Raw genomic sequence first — 16,814 nt, forward strand, 5'->3', positions numbered from 1 at the left:
CCCAAGAGATTCTTACTTCAATCTTTTTTTAATTGCACGGACAGAATTAGGGGCCTTACAATGCCTATTCCTTTTGAGAAGCCTGATTAAGCAGAACAGTTATAAGAGCATAGATTGTAGTTTTATCAGCCTATGCCTAGCTTCAAGAGAGTAGGAATCTGTTGTGAACGACTTCTCAAATGCCTCGAGTTTTGTTATAATAAAGAAAACGATTCCAAAAGGAGAAGGTTTATGGAAGTCAAAGAAATCATGGAAATTTTAGAGGAGATGAAGGTGGCTGTCTTTGCGACAGTTGACAAGGACGGTTTGCCACATGCCAGACACATTCATGTGGGTGTGGCCAATGAACAAGGGGTCTTTTTTATGACGGGGCCAAGTACTCATTTCCACCAGCAAATGATGGATACAGGCCAAGTAGCAGTGACAGCAATGGCACAAGAGGACTACCTCATTCAAGTCATTCGGATCGAGGGACGAGTAAGGCCTGTCGGCCCAGATTTGCTTCATGATCTCTTAAAAGACAATCCTTATGTGTCTTATGTTTATCCGACAGCGCAGGAGCAACAGGATGTTCAGGTTTTCCAACTTTATGAAGGAAAAGGGTTTTACCATAGCTTGACCCAAGGGCATAAATATGTCTTTTCCATCGGGGACGAGCAGTCTCCGACCAGCAGGACAATTGTTTAATAGCTTTATAGAGGGGTGTTTGGGATTTTTTGGTGCTTGAAATCGGTGGGGTTGCCTTCTATAGCCCGACAATCCGATGAATTCAGTCACTAGAGACCGCATTGGGCATAGGCAAACCCTAAAAGATTTGATATAATAGAGACGACAAAAGATATTAGGGAGTATGCCATGATTGATTTAGCAGTAGCCTGGACCTTTACCAAGGAGACTTATGCGCCAGAAAATGCAATCAAACTATTGAGACCAGATGAAGATATTGTTGCGGTTTATAAGACAACCAAGGATATTGCTATTTTTACGGATAAGCGTTTGATTGTCAGAGATGCACCGCCTCTAGCTCCAAAGAAAGTGGAGACCTATGTCTTGCCTTACAGGGCTATCCAGATGTGGTCAACGGAGAAGAATGGCACAATTTTAGACTTCGGCGCAGATGTGGCATTATGGACACAGGTTGGCCGGATGAAGATCAATCTCAAAAAAGAAATTGATTTGCAAAAGTTTGAAGCTCTCTTATCCAGCCTCATTGTTTGAGTTAAATTACTAAAAAGATTGAAGGTCATGTCTCTTTAAGATAAGTCTTCAATCTTTCTTTTTATAGTCATTCCACTTCAAAAAGCACTTTTTATACTAAATAAAATTCAGAAATAGATAATTTAGTGCATTACCGACTGATTCTCAAATAAAACAGTATTGCTTGATTTCCAAACGTCGCAATTAGATAAAAACCGCTTCAGTAGTTCACGGGACTGTTAGAGAAGCGTTCTATAGAACTAGAAAACGTGGTGACAGTAAGGCTAGACATGCTAAGATCAAGTAAACGAACCCTTTACCCTTCTATTTTTGATTTTGAATGAGTATTATCGTTTAAGAAAACAATTTTCTTTTCTCATACTTCTCTGAGCTTTCTTATTTCTAGGCTTAGACCTCAAACGGTCTAACCCCAGACCGTTTGAGTAAGTAGCACGGACCTTAGGCAAAACAGTCTGGGGTTAGACTGTTTTGGAAAGCAAGTAGTGTTTCATTGCTAAATTTTGAGCCCTCCTCACTTTGTCATTTCTAGACTCGGAGCTTCAACTGTCCACTGGACAGTTGAACTGCTACGGCGTCAGTATCGCTTTTGCTCGCTATTGCTCGTACTCCATATTTTTCAAGTGGAAAAACTATATCAGATAAGTCGCAAAAATGCGACAGAGCGATTGAAAGCTTACCCTTCCTGAAAAAATTGTGGTAAAATAATAAAAAAGATTTTTTAGAGGATGATTTATGACGATAACCTATCAATCAACACGGGATGCCAAGTTGACAGCAACGGCTAGTCAAGCGATTTTGCAAGGCTTGTCAACTGATGGCGGTCTCTTCACACCGATCAATCTCCCTCAGGTTAAACTTGATTTCGAGGTGCTCAAGTCAGCTTCTTACCAAGAGGTAGCTAAGTTGATCTTATCAGCTTTCTTGGACGATTTTACGAGCGAGGAACTGGACCACTGTATCGCGTCAGCTTATGATCAGAAATTTGATGTGCCAGCGATTGCTCCTATGGTCAAGCTATCGGATCACCAGTACCATTTAGAGCTTTTCCATGGTGCAACCATTGCCTTTAAGGACATGGCTTTGTCAATCTTGCCTCACTTGATGACAACAGCTGCTAGAAAGCACGGCTTGGAGAAGAAAATTGTTATCTTAACAGCGACCTCAGGGGATACTGGTAAGGCTGCGATGGCTGGTTTTGAAGATGTTCCGGGAACCGAGATTATCGTCTTTTACCCGCGCAATGGTGTCAGCAAGGTCCAAGAGCTTCAAATGACCACCCAAACAGGGGACAATACGCATGTTGTGGCAATCGAAGGGAATTTTGATGACGCTCAGACTCAGGTCAAAGCCATGTTCAATGATGCTGACTTGCGGGAGCGTTTGTCTGAAGCGGGTTACCAGTTCTCATCTGCCAATTCCATGAACATTGGCCGTCTGGTGCCCCAGATTGTCTACTACGTCTATGCTTATGCCCAGCTGGTCAAGGCAGGGGAAATTGCTACAGGTGACTTGATCAACATTGTAGTGCCGACAGGTAACTTCGGCAATATCTTGGCGGCCTACTATGCTCAGCAAATCGGCCTTCCTGTCAAGAAATTAATCTGTGCTTCGAACGAAAACAAGGTGCTGACGGACTTTTTCAAGACCAAAACTTACGATAAGCAACGGGAGTTCAAAGTGACGACATCGCCATCTATGGATATCTTGGTTTCCTCCAACTTGGAGCGCTTGATTTTCCACTTGGTTGGCAATTCAGCAGAGCAGACAGCAGCTTTGATGCAGGGGCTCAATCAGGATGGCCACTATAGCTTGGATGTTATCGATGAAGCTATCTTGGCTCTCTTTGAAGCAGGTTATGCTACAGAGGCTGAAACTGCGCAAGAAATCAAGCGTCTCTTTGACGCGACAGGCTATGTCCAGGATCCTCACACAGCAGTGGCATCGGCTGTCTACCAGGCCTATGTTGAAGAGAGCGGGGACAAGACACCAACCGTTCTAGCGTCAACGGCCAGTCCTTACAAATTCCCAGTCGTGGCTGTTGAAGCCCTGACAGGCCAAACTGGTTTGACGGATTTTGAGGCTTTAGGAGAGTTACAACATCTGTCAGGTGTAGAACTTCCACGGGCGGTTTATGGTTTGGAAGTTGCGCCTGTTAGACACGAGACGGTAGTAGAAGTAGCCGATATGCAGGGTGCGGTAGAACGCTACCTCGGTTTGACGGCTGAAAAGAGATAAGGAGTGATTTTTAGGAAACCTAGTCCTTTTCAGCCCATACGCTACCATCGTAAAATTCTCTCACTAGCTTTGCCGGTTCTAGTGGAAAATATTTTGCAAAGTCTTATGGGGCTGGTAGACACCTATCTTATCGCTCAATTAGGAGTCGCCGTCGTCTCAGGTTTGGCCCTGGCGAGCAACGTCTTGGCCGTCTTTCAAGCAGTGTTCATAGCCCTTGGGGCAGTTGTATCAGCTACTCTTGCTAAGCAAAAATTTCAGAACAGTGAAAGTCTAAAAAGCGCCATGCAAGCCTCGCTGACTCTCACGGTAGGTCTTGGAGGACTCTTTGGGACAATTTGCCTGTTTGGAGGACAGGGCCTCTTAGAATTTCTTGGAGCTGAGAGCCATGTTCTCCAAAAGGGCTATCTTTATCTGGCTACTGTTGGTGGTAGCTTTCTTTTCTTGGGCTTGATGATAACGCTCAGTGCCATGTTGCGGATCTTTGGGAAAACGAGACTTCCTATGGTAGCGAGTTTTATGGTTAACCTCTTCAATATCATCTTATCCATGGTTGGGGTATATGTCCTAAAATGGGAAGTGACAGGAGTTGCCTTGGGAACAGTTCTGGCGCGTGGACTGGGTGTTATTTGGCTCTGGTTTCAATTACCTGTAAAACCAAGTCTCCTTCCCAAAGTTGACAAGGGCCTCTTTCTCCAGGTTTTTCCGGCAGCAGGAGAACGCTTGATGATGCGGTTGGGAGACCTGGTGGTTATTGGCTTGATTTCTGCCTTGGGAACTTCAGTCCTTGCGGGATATGCCATCGGTGAGGCTTTGACACAGTTTAATTACCTTCCTGGTCTCAGTGTGGCGGTGGCTACGGTTATCTTGACGGCCAGCCTACAAGAAGAGTCAAAAGCTCTGGATCGTCTTCTCAAGGAAGCCTATGTTATCAGTTGTGGCTTGATGCTTGCCTTGGCTGTGGCGGTTTTTGTCACCAGTCCTTGGCTACTGCTCCTTTATACCAAGGATTTGGAGGTGGCGAATTCTGGTTCGGAGGTGATTGTGGCTTCGCTCTTGGGAACGCCTTTTACAGCAGGCACCCTACTGATGACAGCCTTCTGGCAGGGATTGGGACGAGCCGAAAAGCCTTTTTATGCGACAGCCTTTGGAATGTGGCTCCTTCGAGTAGGCCTCAGTCTGTTTTTGATTTATTTCTTTCAGGCAGGCTTATGGTCAGTCCTGTTAGCAACAATTATTGATAATGCTTTTAGGTGGGGCTATTTGACCTACCTCTATCGATTGAAAAGGAGAAATGCTTTTGTTAAAACTAGATAGACGATGGCTCTTGACCTTGGTAGTTGTCTTGGCTATTATTCTGGCCGTCTTTCGTTACTGGGCCTTTGCCGAGCAAATTTTAAAGACGATTTGGAGAGCCTCGCTTCCCTTTATCGGAGGGGCTATGTTGGCCTATGTGGTCAACATTCTGATGTCTGGGTATGAGAGGGCTTATAGGAGATTGTTTCGAAGTAAGTTTAGTCAAAGATTGGCTCGACCTGTGAGTTTAGTTCTAGCCTATGCGACTTTCTTGATTCTCTTATTAATTTTACTAGGAATTGTGATTCCGGAACTGGTTGAAAGCATTCAAGGACTGATTGCCTTGGCGCCGAGAGCGATTCAAAATTTGGTCCAAAGTATCCAGGAAAATAAATGGCTCAATAAGACATTGAACCAGTACTTTGGAAGTGATGCTTCGGATGAGTTGAGTCGACAAATTAATGAATATACGACTCAAATTTTAAATGGCTTAGGAACCTTCTTGCTGGGACTTCTCAATTCTGTGACGGATATTTTTTCGACCTTACTCAATATCTTTATGGCTTGGATTTTTTCCTTATATGTGCTTGCTAGTAAGGAAGAGTTAGGTCTCCAATTTCACCGTCTTTTGGCAACTTATTTCCCCAAATTAGTTGCACCATTTGAAAATGTACGCCAAATCTTCCATCAGTCTTTCCGAAGCTTTTTTATCGGTCAGACGACAGAAGCTATTATCCTGGGGACGCTGACTTTTGTTGGGATGCTGATCTTTAATTTTCCCTATGCGTCAACAGTAAGTATTTTGGTTGGCTTTTCAGCCATGATTCCAGTTGTAGGGGCTTATATTGGGGTGACGGTGGGAGTGATCCTCATCATGACGCAGTCCTTCAGCCAAGCCATGTGGTTCCTTGCCTTTATCGTTATTCTTCAGCAATTTGAAGGTAACCTTATTTATCCTAGAGTTGTTGGCAATTCCGTCGGACTTCCGGGAATGTGGGTCATCTTAGCAATCACCGTCGGCGGTGCCCTTGGTGGGATCTTTGGCATGTTGGTGGCGGTGCCCTTCCTAGCTTCTTGTTATAAATTGATTAAACAAGATGTCCAACGAAGAGAAGCTGAAAATAGAGCGATTGGATAAAAATAAAAAAAAGTTGTCAAGTAACTTTACTTTACAACAAAGATATGTTATCATAGTGAAGTTGATGAAAATCAAAGACTATTATTTGGAGGAAACAGACTAATGGCAGTACCTGCACGTCGCACATCAAAAGCGAAGAAAAACAAACGTCGCACTCACTACAAATTGACAGCACCAACTGTAAAATTTGACGAAGTAACTGGTGATTACTCACGTTCACACCGTGTATCTTTGAAAGGATACTACAAAGGACGTAAAGTAGCTAAAGCTGGCGAATAAGAAGGGAGAGACAGATGCGCGTTAATATCACACTTGAACACAAAGAATCTGGTGAGCGTTTGTACTTGACTTCAAAAAACAAGCGTAACACCCCAGACCGTCTTCAATTGAAAAAATACTCACCAAAATTGCGTAAGCACGTGATTTTCACTGAGGTTAAGTAAGGGGTTCACTACACGTCATTGGACGTCAAAACATTGATTTTAAGCGATTTTTGAATTTTTGAAGTTCATTACATTGCAATATAAATCAATAAGAACTCTACCTTTTACTCTACCTTTTTTAGATGAATATATCATTTGGATATTGAAGTTAAGCCCTGCTATCATTTCTATGGCAGGGCTTTTTAATATTTGGTACACTAACTTCTTATCTATATTTTGGTGGAGCTGAAGTTGACATCTACAAAGTTTAATGTTAAAATACATTCAAAAATATATTTGAATGAGGTATTTTATGATTCAAAATGTTGTTACTTCAATAATCCTGTATTCTGGGACAGCCGTAGACTTACTTATTATCCTAATGTTATTTTTTGCCAAAAGAAAAAGCAAAAAAGACATCATTAACATCTATTTAGGACAATTTCTAGGCTCTGTTAGTCTAATATTGCTAAGTTTGCTTTTTGCATTTGTCTTAGATTATGTTCCTAGTAAAGAGATTTTAGGTTTGCTCGGTTTGATTCCAATTCTCCTAGGCCTCAAAGTTTTGCTTTTAGGAGATTCTGATGGAGAAGCTATTGCCAAAGAAGGTTTGCGCAAAGATAATAAAAACCTGATTTTTCTAGTCGCTATGATTACTTTTGCAAGTTGTGGTGCTGACAATATTGGTGTCTTTGTCCCATATTTTACTACCTTAAATTTAGCGAATTTGATAGTGGCTTTACTTACCTTTCTAGTCATGATTTATCTCTTGGTTTTTTCTGCCCAAAAATTGGCACAAATCCCTTCTGTTGGAGAAACTTTGGAAAAATATAGCAAATGGTTTATTGCCGTTGTTTATTTAGGATTGGGGATATATATCCTGATTGAAAACAACAGTTTTGACATGTTATGGACTGTGTTAGGCTAGGAGAAAATATTATGAAAAAAGATAGTATCTGCCAAGTGAATGTTATAAATCAACAAAATGTTACAACCGCAACGAACTACCTTGAAAAGGAGAAAGTCCAAAAATCACTTCGCATTTTATCAAAGTTTACCGATAATAAACAGATAAATATCATCTTTTATCTCCTTGCTGTTGAAGAACTCTGTGTCTGCGATATAGCCTGTTTACTAAATCTCAGTATGGCATCTGCCTCCCACCATCTTCGTAAACTAGCCAATCAAAACATCTTGGACACTAGAAGAGAGGGGAAAATTATATATTATTTTATAAAAGATGAGGAAATCAGAGATTTTTTTAATCAACTAGGATAACAATCGCTCTATTCCAGTTCCTTTGTCTATACTTGAAGAACTTCGAGATTTTCACAATGAAATGAACGAGTATCTTAAATTACACAATAGACCTGAAACAAAATTGATTTTCCCAACAATATACGGAAACTATATGTGTGATAGAAACGAGCGAACAACTCTCAAGAAAAGATTAGCTGGTCTAGGATTACCAGATTATGGTTTCCATTTATTCCGACACACTCATGCTTCAATGTTGCTCAATGCTGGCACAAACTGGAAAGAATTCCAAGTCAGAATGGGACATAAATCAATTTCAACCACAATGGATACTTACGCTGAATTAGCACCACAACGAAAGTTAGAAGCTGTGGGTATTTATCTTGATAAAATTGCTGAACTAACGCAATAACTACTCTACCATTCACTCTACCTTTTACTAAGGAACATTACAAAAACGTCGATTTATAAACGTTTCTAACAGCTAAAATAGATAATACTTAACCTTCACTGAGGTGAAGTAGACATTCAATACGTGTCAATAAACAGCAAAAACCGCCTATTTTAAGCGGTTTTTTGTTTTGCCAAACTCAATGTATTGCAATATATTGAAATTTAATCTCTACCTTTTTTGATAACAAAAGAAATACATTACCAAATCGACCGGAGAAATATCTCTAGTGCCTCTCACACCACCTCGCTTGTCATTAGGTACACATCAGTTTGGTCAATTTTTATCGTATTTTACTTTAGCTAATAATCCAAATAAGAAACCAGTCCATGCATAGCGAGGACTGGTTTTGATATTGCGCACTTTAGATTTGACTATTGAGGTCTTGATTGGTAAAATATCAAAGGATATTTTTTACACAGAGATTCTAAACGCTCAGGGGTAACAGATTTGGGATTGTTTTTTATTTTTTGCAACTCTTTTTCTTTGCCCATGATGCATCTCGTCATAGTGACACTATATATAATGTCACTATGATTATATACAAAAGAGGGACTGATTTCAAGAATTTCTTTTATTTTTTAAAAATAGATTCGTTTTGAGCAAACTTATTTATGCTTCATATGACTTTAAAGTCAATAACTTTGAAATTATCGGCAGGAAATTGAATCAGTTACACTAAACTAGACAGAAATTATAAAGCGTTCTACACTGAACTAAAAAAGGAGAAGAAGTGTGATATTAAAAATGGAAGGAGAACGTTTGAGTTCTTCACGTTTTTAAGCTCTTTGATGCTATCATAAACAAGAGCCTTTGTCACGTGGTCCCCCTTACCAGTTTATGCTATAATAGAAGGAACTGATGAAAGAAGGAGACAAAAGGTGTTTATTGTTGAAAAGTTAAAAGGGATAGGGATCTGTTTTGCTCTGTTTGTACTGTCACAGGTTGGAGGCCTATTGGTGATGTTACAGATTGAATTGGGCAGTGGATTTTCCTTGTTACAAACTCTCATGCTTGCTAGTCTTATTCTGGCCACATGCTGGGGGGCTATAGTATACGCACATTTCAAGGGATGGCTCAGTCTATCTTTCCAGTGGGTCCGCCCTCAACACTTGAAGCTCTTACTTTTGTCTTATCCCTTAGTTTATGGCGCCTCGTTTCTTGGGGCAATGGTTATGCAACTTCAAGGCGTGACGGAAATGGCAAACCAAGAGACTTTAGAGGGCTTGTTTACACAAATTCCTGTCTTTTTGACCTTTATGCTGGCTGGCGTAGCTGCACCGATTATTGAGGAGATTCTCTGCCGAGCAGCAGTGCCGGAGCTCCTTTTCCCACGCTATCCGAGGCTGGGTTTGCTAATCGGAAGTCTTTTCTTTGCTTGGCTGCATGTCCCTGGGCATCTAGGAGCCTGGATCATCTATGGAGGCATGGGCCTGGTCTTTGCCTGGTTGCGGTACAAGACAGGGCGCTTAGAGATGGCTATCGCTGGTCATATGCTCTGGAATAGTGTTGCCCTCATGCTGAGTTTGAGTATTATGCCGTGATTGGGGAGTTTATTTAAAAAATTTGGGAGACTGATATGCTTTGTTTAATAAGGTGGACTGTTCCTCATATTAGTCCCGGCTTTAAATGGTTAAAGAGTACTTGAAATATTGAAACTGAAAACCCCTAGGCAGTAGAGCTATTGCCTAGGGGTTTGATGATAGGTTTTGGAATTGGTTCCGCTCACAGGTAGAATCTGTTCTTGAAGCTCTGTAACACCTTTCTTAAGACGACTATAGTCAGAGTTTTAGAAGGGAACAGAATCTAAGAGAATCTTGGTAATCTCTTTAGGAGATTCCTGGCAGCCTCCTCTGATCCAGGTCAATAGCACAGAGTGTATGGTGGAAACGTAGATATCACTGGAGAACTTTTCGGACACTGAGTAATGGCGGGCTAATTGATTCATTAGATCAATGTCTGAGTAAGTAACGGTGTCCTTGATGAATAGTTTAAAGAGAGGAGAGAGATCCCCATACTCCATTAGTAACTGCCAAGTTTGGTAGTTGCTTTTTATATCTTCAAAGGCTTTGTGGAGGACCTGCTCTTGGAAGGTCAAGTCTTCTGCCAGTATCATAGAAAGATTGGTAAAGACGATATCAGTTAAGGTAGGAAATATATCTTCCTTAGAAGTAAATAGTTTATAGAAAGAGGTTCTACTAATGCATGCCTCCTTACAAATATCAATGATTGTCAGAGATTGAAACGAACGAGTCAGCAAAAGATGACTCAGGGCCCTAACAATTCGTTGCTCAATCGGAGATAACAAAAGTAAAACCTCATACGTATAAATTATTAAAGTCAACTAAGGATATCATAATTTTTTTTAAAAAGCTGGACATAAAGCTTTTATTTGTCCACTTGGTTTGTTGCAAAAATGTTACAATTCTCCTGAGATAGTGTGCTCTTAAATGAGTTAGACTCTTGGGTAAGGGCCATTGTAGGTGTCGTAAGATTTCCTGCTTAGGGATTTTAGGCGCTATGATCAAGAGATAAGGAGGACTGCTTATGGAGAAGTCACACAAATGGTGGGTTATCTCAGCAATTTGTGTATTTATCATCGGTATCTCTGGCTTTAGTTTTTTGTACAAACAGTTGCAACCCCCGCCTTCACAGCAGGAAGCAACTGAGCAGACGACTGCATCAAGCCAAGATCCCAAAACAATGGAGCTGTTGAATCAGCAACTACCAGAATTTACCATCCAAAATCTTGATGGCAAAGACGTTTCAATCAAGGACTTTTATGATAAACCTATGGTGATTGTTGATTGGGCCAGTTGGTGTCCAGACTGCCACGAGCATCTGCCAGAAATCCAAAAGGTTTACGAAGAGTATCAGGACAGGGTTCACTTTGTCATGATTAACTTGACCGATGGTAAACGCGAGACCAAGGAGCAGGCCCAGGCTTACATCAAGGAGCAAGGTTTTACTTTTCCCTACTATTTCGATGAGGGAGAAGCGGCGGCCAACGCTCTCAAAGTAAGGTATATCCCTTCGACTTACTTTGTGGACAAAGAGCAGGGAATCAGACAGATTTTCAGCCACCAGCTGAAAGCTGATCAACTCAAAGAGCTGATTGAAAGCCTTCTATAATATATATATATATATATATATATATATGCAATCGCATGGATAGCTGTATCATATATATGTGTACTATAGAAGTTTTTGATTGGCAAACTAAACTAAATTTTTAGGAGAATTTTATGAAGCGAAAGCTTTTAAACTTTCTAGGCATGCTGGTGACCTTCGGTCTAGCACTGCCGCTAGCTTTGGTTTCTCTCTACTCCGTTGCGGCTAACGCTGTTGACCCTGTGGTCACGGCAGGTCAGCCGACCATCACCCGAGAGGGCTGTAAACGGATCATTGAGAAGACCGAGCGTGTTGAATGGAAATTACCGAGACAACCGATTGACTTGGTTATCCTTCAAGATACATCAGGGTCGTTCAAAGATACTATACATCATGTGCAGGCTGCTTTGAAAGAGTTGACTACGCCTGTTGCACTTAAGGACTATGATGAGAACAACCCTCGTTTAGTCTTTACAGGAGATGCTGAGACGACTGATAGGGTCATGATCAACACTTTCCAAGGGCTTGATGGAACATATTCATATGATCAGCCGCGACAAGCATATGATTGGTATGGAAATAGTTATAACACCTATCCAAGTGATAGTAACTTTACTGTTCATTCATCAACGACTATACAAGAGAATCGCGATTTAGTCTATCAGTTCAAATCAAGTCAGCTTTTAACAAGTAAAGCAGCGATTGATGCGGCTATTGGGTCCTTTAAAACTAACGGAGGAACACCAACTGTCCCTGCGATTGACGATACAATCGACGCTTACAATAAAATCAAAGGGGAAATGAAGAATAACCGTAAGACGGTCTTCTTATTAGTTACAGACGGAGTAGCTAATGGTGTTCGAAAAGATGGTAGGGTTGTTCTTGAGAGAAGTAAATATAGGGATCAGGTATTACAACCTTATTTTGTTTCGCAAGGAGTAGACTTGGCCAGCCAGTATATACCTGAAGCTTCCCAAAATTATTTAGCACGTGCTAAGGAGCTTGAAGAAGCTGGAAGAAAGCTAAATAGCCTTGTTATCAGCAATGATGGCAACTCGAAAAATGATGGTGCGGTTGTTGTTGGTTTCTGGGAACAGGTTTCAGGGTTCACAACTGGATCTCAGTATGGTACGGCATATCTTAACGGTTTCAGAGATACTGGGGTTAACACTGGGGATAATCGATCAGTTCAATCTGTTTTCCATAGTGCTCTGCAATCAGTATCTACAGATCCTTCCAAGTACTATGTAAATGAGCAGAGAGATCCTAGTGCTTTTGCCCAAAAAATATTGAAGGCCGTTGGACAAGCTTTAGTCAAAGAGAATGTTGATGGCAACTTTAAAGTTACTGAGGGTTATACAGTTGATGCTGTTCGTATCAATGGTAAGACTGTCGTTGAGAAAGTAACTGACGAAAAGACCCAGGTTCTAGGTAAGATTACACAAGTTGGAACGGATGTTACTATCTCTGTTCCGGAAAGTATCTTTAATCCAGGAGACAACAAATTTGATTACGACCTCAGCCGTACAACAGCCTCTGAGAATGTATCAGAGGACGATGAGGTTGATCCATCTGATGATTATATTCCTAAGACGGAAAAAATTACGGTTCCACAGCTGACTGGTAAGTTTAAGGTTGGCGAATACGAAACAGCTGAGATTGGTAATAAGCAACCTACTTCAGTTGAAGTAGAAGAAATCCTCTACTGTTACCCATCAGCAACCAAACAGATTGCGGATAAGGATCCTTTGAACGACCGCGGTGTCATGGATGATCCACTCAAGTTGTCTAAGAAGAAATCTTACGGAGCTGACTTGACTGAGTCTGGTGAGACCTTCACTTACACCATACTTTACCGCTACAACAACTCTCCATATGAATGGGAAGAAAACGCCATGTTGGTAGACCCGCTGGACTATCGCTTGGAAGTTGTTGGTACCCCACGAGTTTTAGACCCAGCAACCGGCAACACGCTTTCAGGTTACCAGGTCAAAACGATGACCCAACAAGACGCCGCTGGCAATGATCGTACGGTTGTTTATGCAGTGATTCCTAAGACTCCAGGGACCAAGGCAGAAGACAAGGGACCATATGATGGTCTTGTCTTCAAACAAGCCCGTTTGGTGGTTGAAGTTAAACTTAAAGAAGAGTACCAAGAGCAAGGGACAGATGTCTATGACCTTCTCCTTCAAGCCAACAGTGGTAACGGTGCCCTCAACCAAGCTTCCATCATGTGGAATGGTGGGGAGACACCTAATGAAGAGGATCACGCTGCTAGACCGCCAGGTAAGAGCACTATGCGTCGTTCCAATGCCGTTTATGTTAAACCTCCCGTTGCGACAAAAATCGACAAGAAGGTTAACAATAAAGAACATGAAGACCTTAAAACACCAAACGAAGAGTTCACCTATACCTTGACCTCCCCATGGCCAGGTCTGGTTGATTCGTTCTCAATTAAGGATACTGTTGTTGATGAGCTTGAGATTGTTGAAGGTAGCGCAGAAGTTATTATCGGTGGCAAGGGTGTTGATGACCATGGCTTGGAAGCTACTATTTCTGGTCAAACCCTCAGCCTTGACTTGGACAAGCAAACCTTGGATGACACCAATCTCCTTGTATTTGATGGTACCGAGTCTAAGGAACTGAAGAATATTGTGATCACCTTCAAGGCTAAGATTCGTGAAAATGCGAACCTCGCTAAACATACTAAAGATGGTGTCATTAAGATTCCGAACACGGCGACTGTTCAATTGAACGGAAACGATCCAATTACTTCTAACAAGGTAACCGTTACGCCACCAAAACCGACGGATCCAGAAATCAAGAAGACCATCAATGGTAGCCTTGAAAGCTTAACCACGTTTGACGACCTTCCTTACACTTATAATATCGTAACAACCATTCCAAATGATTTGGCTTCTTATAAGAAGTTTGTCATCAAGGATATCCTAGATAACAATTTGGTTGTTGATGGAGAAGTTACCTTTAAAGAAAAAGGTGTTGCAGAATTATTTGATATTAAAGTAGACAAGCAGGTCGTGACAGCAACTGTCAAGGATGGCAAGTTTGCTGATGTTGCTAAACTGTCTACGGTTGAGTTGGTTATTCCGACTAAGGTGAAAAAAGGTGTAACCGGCCTGACCATTGAGAATAAGGCGACAATTGACTTTACAAACAGTAAGGGAGAGGACAAAGAAAAAGAATCTAATCCAGTTACTGTAACCCCTCCAACACCATCTAAGAAGATCAAGCAAGGTGAACAAGAGCTTGATCATTTGGACATTGAAACGGAAAAACATTACGATTACAGTGTTAAGGTAACGCTTCCGACGGATCTTGCAGATTATAAGTCCTTTGTGATTTCAGATACGCTGGATGATAAGTTGTCCTTCTATCCAGATGAACAAGCTTTCATGGCGGATGGGTTATCATCATTCTTTGAGATTGAGCAAAGCGGTCAGACAGTGACAGCGACTGTTAAGGACTTTAAGAAGTTAGGAGAGCTCTATGGAGGTCGCCAAGTCGAGTTGATCATCCCTGCGAAAATCAATAAAGGCGAAACGACACCTAACATTCCGAATACAGCAAAAATTATCTATACAAACAGTAAAGATGTCAAAGGTGAAAAAGAAACGAATCCAGTGACCGTAACACCACCGCCATCGACTCCTCCAACCATTGAGAAGAAAATTGTAGATGGTGACCAGTTGGTAAACCACCTTGATATCGCTACAGCCACAGAATATGAGTACGATATCAAGGTAACCCTTCCAAACGATATTCAGAAGTACACAGAATTCGTGATCAAGGATGATGTGGACTCACGCTTGAATGTGAAAGGTGTGACTGTGCTTGGCGAGCACGCCGACAAGTTCACAACGACAGAAGCGGATAACAATAAAGTCCGTATCACTGCTAAAGCTGATCAAATCAAGAACTTGCCACTCAGCGGCGTAATTAACATTCGCATCAAAGCTGAAATCAAGGCTGGCGAGACAGATGAGAAGATTCCTAACGATACCTTCATCACCTCAACTAAGCCAACCACTGATGGAAAACCAGGCACTCCAACAGATACGCCTAAGACTCCACCGGTGACCGTAACACCACCACCATCAACTCCTCCAACCATTGAGAAGAAGATTGTAGATGGTGACCAGTTGGTAAACCACCTTGATATCGCTACAGCCACAGAATATGAGTACGATATCAAGGTAACCCTTCCAAACGATATTCAGAAGTACACAGAATTCGTGATCAAGGATGATGTGGACTCACGCTTGAATGTGAAAGGTGTGACTGTGCTTGGCGAGCACGCCGACAAGTTCACAACGACAGAAGCGGATAACAATAAAGTCCGTATCACTGCTAAAGCTGATCAGATTAAGAACTTGCCACTCAGCGGCGTAATTAACATTCGCATTAAAGCTGAAATCAAGGCTGGCGAGACAGATGAGAAGATTCCTAACGATACCTTCATCACCTCAACTAAGCCAACCACTGATGGAAAACCAGGCACTCCAACAGATACGCCTAAGACTCCGCCAGTTACAGTAACACCACCACCATCAACTCCTCCAACCATTGAGAAGAAGATTGTAGATGGTGACCAGTTGGTAGACCATCGTAATATCGCTACAGCCACAGAATATGAGTACGATATCAAGGTAACCCTTCCAAACGACATTCAGAAGTACACAGAATTCGTGATCAAGGATGATGTGGACTCACGCTTGAATGTGAAAGGTGTGACTGTGCTTGGCGAGCACGCCGACAAGTTCACAACGACAGAAGCGGATAACAATAAAGTCCGTATCACTGCTAAAGCTGATCAGATTAAGAACTTGCCACTCAGCGGCGTAATTAACATTCGCATTAAAGCTGAAATCAAGGCTGGCGAGACAGATGAGAAGATTCCTAACGATACCTTCATCACCTCAACTAAGCCAACCACTGATGGAAAACCAGGCACTCCAACAGATACGCCTAAGACTCCGCCAGTTACAGTAACACCACCACCAGGTGAAGATCCAACAGTTGAGAAGAAGATCAACGGTACACTTGAGCACCTTGATACCCTCAACGAAGCACCATACACATACAATATCAAAGCGACCCTTCCAGTTGATATTGCTTCCTATAAGAAGTTTGTGATCAGCGACGAAGTGAACGGTGAGATTGCAGTTATTGGTGCCAATGTTCTTGGGGAAGCTGATCAGTTCTTCGACGTTGCGGTTGATGGTCAAAACGTGACTGCGACAATGAAGGATATTCAGGCAGCTAAGGCCTTGTCAGGTAAGACCGTTGAGTTGGTGATTACAGCCCACATCAAACCAGGTGTGACCACAGCTAAGATCCCTAACACAGCGACGATTACTTACCAAAACAAATCCCACGTTGAAGGCACACCGGATAGCACGAAGGATACTCCTCCGGTAACGGTAACGCCACCACCATTGACGAAGAAGATCAATGACACTCTTGATACGCTGGATATCGAGAACCAGAAAGACTACAACTACAACATCAAGACAGTCGTTCCTGGCAACATTGCCAAATACAAGTCCTATGTGATTGCGGATACGCTTGATGAGGACTTGGAAGCGAAGTCAGCTAAGATGGCTGGCGAGGCTGCTAAGTACTTCGATGTTAAGGTTGATGGTCAGAAAGTGACTGCGACCATCAAGGA

14 protein-coding genes and 2 pseudogenes are annotated in these 16,814 nt (G+C 42.0%); 13 read left to right on the forward strand and 3 right to left on the reverse strand.

What is annotated here, in order from left to right:
* The first annotated feature begins 231 nt into the window (after positions 1-231).
* The 7 genes from ABID29_RS09670 (at position 232) to rpmG (ending at position 6,327) form a co-directional block, all read left to right on the forward strand.
* A complete protein-coding gene (locus tag ABID29_RS09670) occupies positions 232-687 on the forward strand; it encodes a pyridoxamine 5'-phosphate oxidase family protein (RefSeq protein ID WP_354365951.1) in 456 nt (151 codons plus the stop codon).
* Positions 688-855: 168 nt separating this feature from the next.
* Positions 856-1,218, forward strand: a complete 363-nt coding sequence (locus ABID29_RS09675; protein WP_354365952.1) for a PH domain-containing protein — start codon at positions 856-858, stop codon at positions 1,216-1,218.
* A gap of 732 nt (positions 1,219-1,950) precedes the next feature.
* Positions 1,951-3,453 carry a threonine synthase gene (gene thrC, locus ABID29_RS09680; RefSeq protein ID WP_354365953.1) on the forward strand — a complete coding sequence of 501 codons (1,503 nt, stop codon included), beginning with the start codon at positions 1,951-1,953 and terminating at the stop codon, positions 3,451-3,453.
* A 3-nt stretch (positions 3,454-3,456) separates the two neighbouring features.
* Positions 3,457-4,767 (forward strand): MATE family efflux transporter, encoded by a 1,311-nt coding sequence (locus ABID29_RS09685; RefSeq protein WP_354365954.1) that lies wholly within the window; start codon positions 3,457-3,459, stop codon positions 4,765-4,767.
* The gene (locus ABID29_RS09690; RefSeq protein ID WP_354365955.1) at positions 4,751-5,884 is read left to right on the forward strand and encodes an AI-2E family transporter; all 1,134 of its coding nucleotides are present in this window, start codon (positions 4,751-4,753) and stop codon (positions 5,882-5,884) included. The genes ABID29_RS09685 and ABID29_RS09690 overlap by 17 nt, the downstream gene beginning before the upstream one ends.
* A 102-nt stretch (positions 5,885-5,986) precedes the next feature.
* Positions 5,987-6,163: a 50S ribosomal protein L32 gene (rpmF, locus tag ABID29_RS09695; protein WP_168549608.1), complete on the forward strand. Its 177-nt coding sequence runs from the start codon at positions 5,987-5,989 to the stop codon at positions 6,161-6,163.
* Between the two features lie 14 nt (positions 6,164-6,177).
* Positions 6,178-6,327 (forward strand): 50S ribosomal protein L33, encoded by a 150-nt coding sequence (rpmG, locus tag ABID29_RS09700; RefSeq protein ID WP_002262412.1) that lies wholly within the window; start codon positions 6,178-6,180, stop codon positions 6,325-6,327.
* 39 nt (positions 6,328-6,366) lie between these two features.
* On the opposite strand, the gene ABID29_RS09705 is transcribed toward rpmG, so the two are convergent.
* Positions 6,367-6,591, reverse strand: a complete 225-nt coding sequence (locus ABID29_RS09705) for a FanG protein (protein WP_072353678.1) — start codon at positions 6,589-6,591, stop codon at positions 6,367-6,369.
* 28 nt (positions 6,592-6,619) lie between these two features.
* On the opposite strand from ABID29_RS09705, the gene ABID29_RS09710 reads away from it, so the two are divergent.
* The 4 genes and pseudogenes from ABID29_RS09710 to ABID29_RS09725 all read left to right on the forward strand — a co-directional run bounded on the left by ABID29_RS09710 (position 6,620) and on the right by ABID29_RS09725 (position 9,558).
* Entirely contained in the window at positions 6,620-7,234 is a 615-nt protein-coding gene (locus tag ABID29_RS09710; protein WP_354365956.1) for a CadD family cadmium resistance transporter, read from the forward strand.
* A gap of 11 nt (positions 7,235-7,245) precedes the next feature.
* Positions 7,246-7,584, forward strand: a complete 339-nt coding sequence (gene cadX / locus ABID29_RS09715) for a Cd(II)/Zn(II)-sensing metalloregulatory transcriptional regulator CadX (protein WP_000711091.1) — start codon at positions 7,246-7,248, stop codon at positions 7,582-7,584.
* A 1-nt stretch (position 7,585) separates the two neighbouring features.
* Positions 7,586-7,975 (forward strand): annotated as a pseudogene (locus tag ABID29_RS09720) (tyrosine-type recombinase/integrase); the annotation flags it as partial.
* Positions 7,976-8,895: 920 nt separating this feature from the next.
* A complete protein-coding gene (locus ABID29_RS09725) occupies positions 8,896-9,558 on the forward strand; it encodes a CPBP family intramembrane glutamic endopeptidase (protein ID WP_354365957.1) in 663 nt (220 codons plus the stop codon).
* Between the two features lie 245 nt (positions 9,559-9,803).
* Here the strand turns inward: ABID29_RS09725 and ABID29_RS09730 are convergent, their stop codons facing one another.
* Both ABID29_RS09730 and ABID29_RS09735 read right to left on the reverse strand, forming a co-directional pair.
* Entirely contained in the window at positions 9,804-10,130 is a 327-nt protein-coding gene (locus ABID29_RS09730) for a TetR-like C-terminal domain-containing protein (protein WP_354365960.1), read from the reverse strand.
* Between the two features lie 48 nt (positions 10,131-10,178).
* A pseudogene (locus ABID29_RS09735) lies at positions 10,179-10,358 on the reverse strand (TetR/AcrR family transcriptional regulator); the annotation flags it as partial.
* 203 nt (positions 10,359-10,561) lie between these two features.
* On the opposite strand from ABID29_RS09735, the gene ABID29_RS09740 reads away from it, so the two are divergent.
* Positions 10,562-11,146: a TlpA family protein disulfide reductase gene (locus ABID29_RS09740; protein WP_354365958.1), complete on the forward strand. Its 585-nt coding sequence runs from the start codon at positions 10,562-10,564 to the stop codon at positions 11,144-11,146.
* Positions 11,147-11,259: 113 nt separating this feature from the next.
* Positions 11,260-16,814: isopeptide-forming domain-containing fimbrial protein (locus ABID29_RS09745; protein ID WP_354365959.1), on the forward strand; the 5,555-nt coding region annotated here is incomplete at its 3' end.

It is taken from the genome of Streptococcus rupicaprae (assembly GCF_040545225.1).
GTDB lineage: Bacteria > Bacillota > Bacilli > Lactobacillales > Streptococcaceae > Streptococcus > Streptococcus rupicaprae.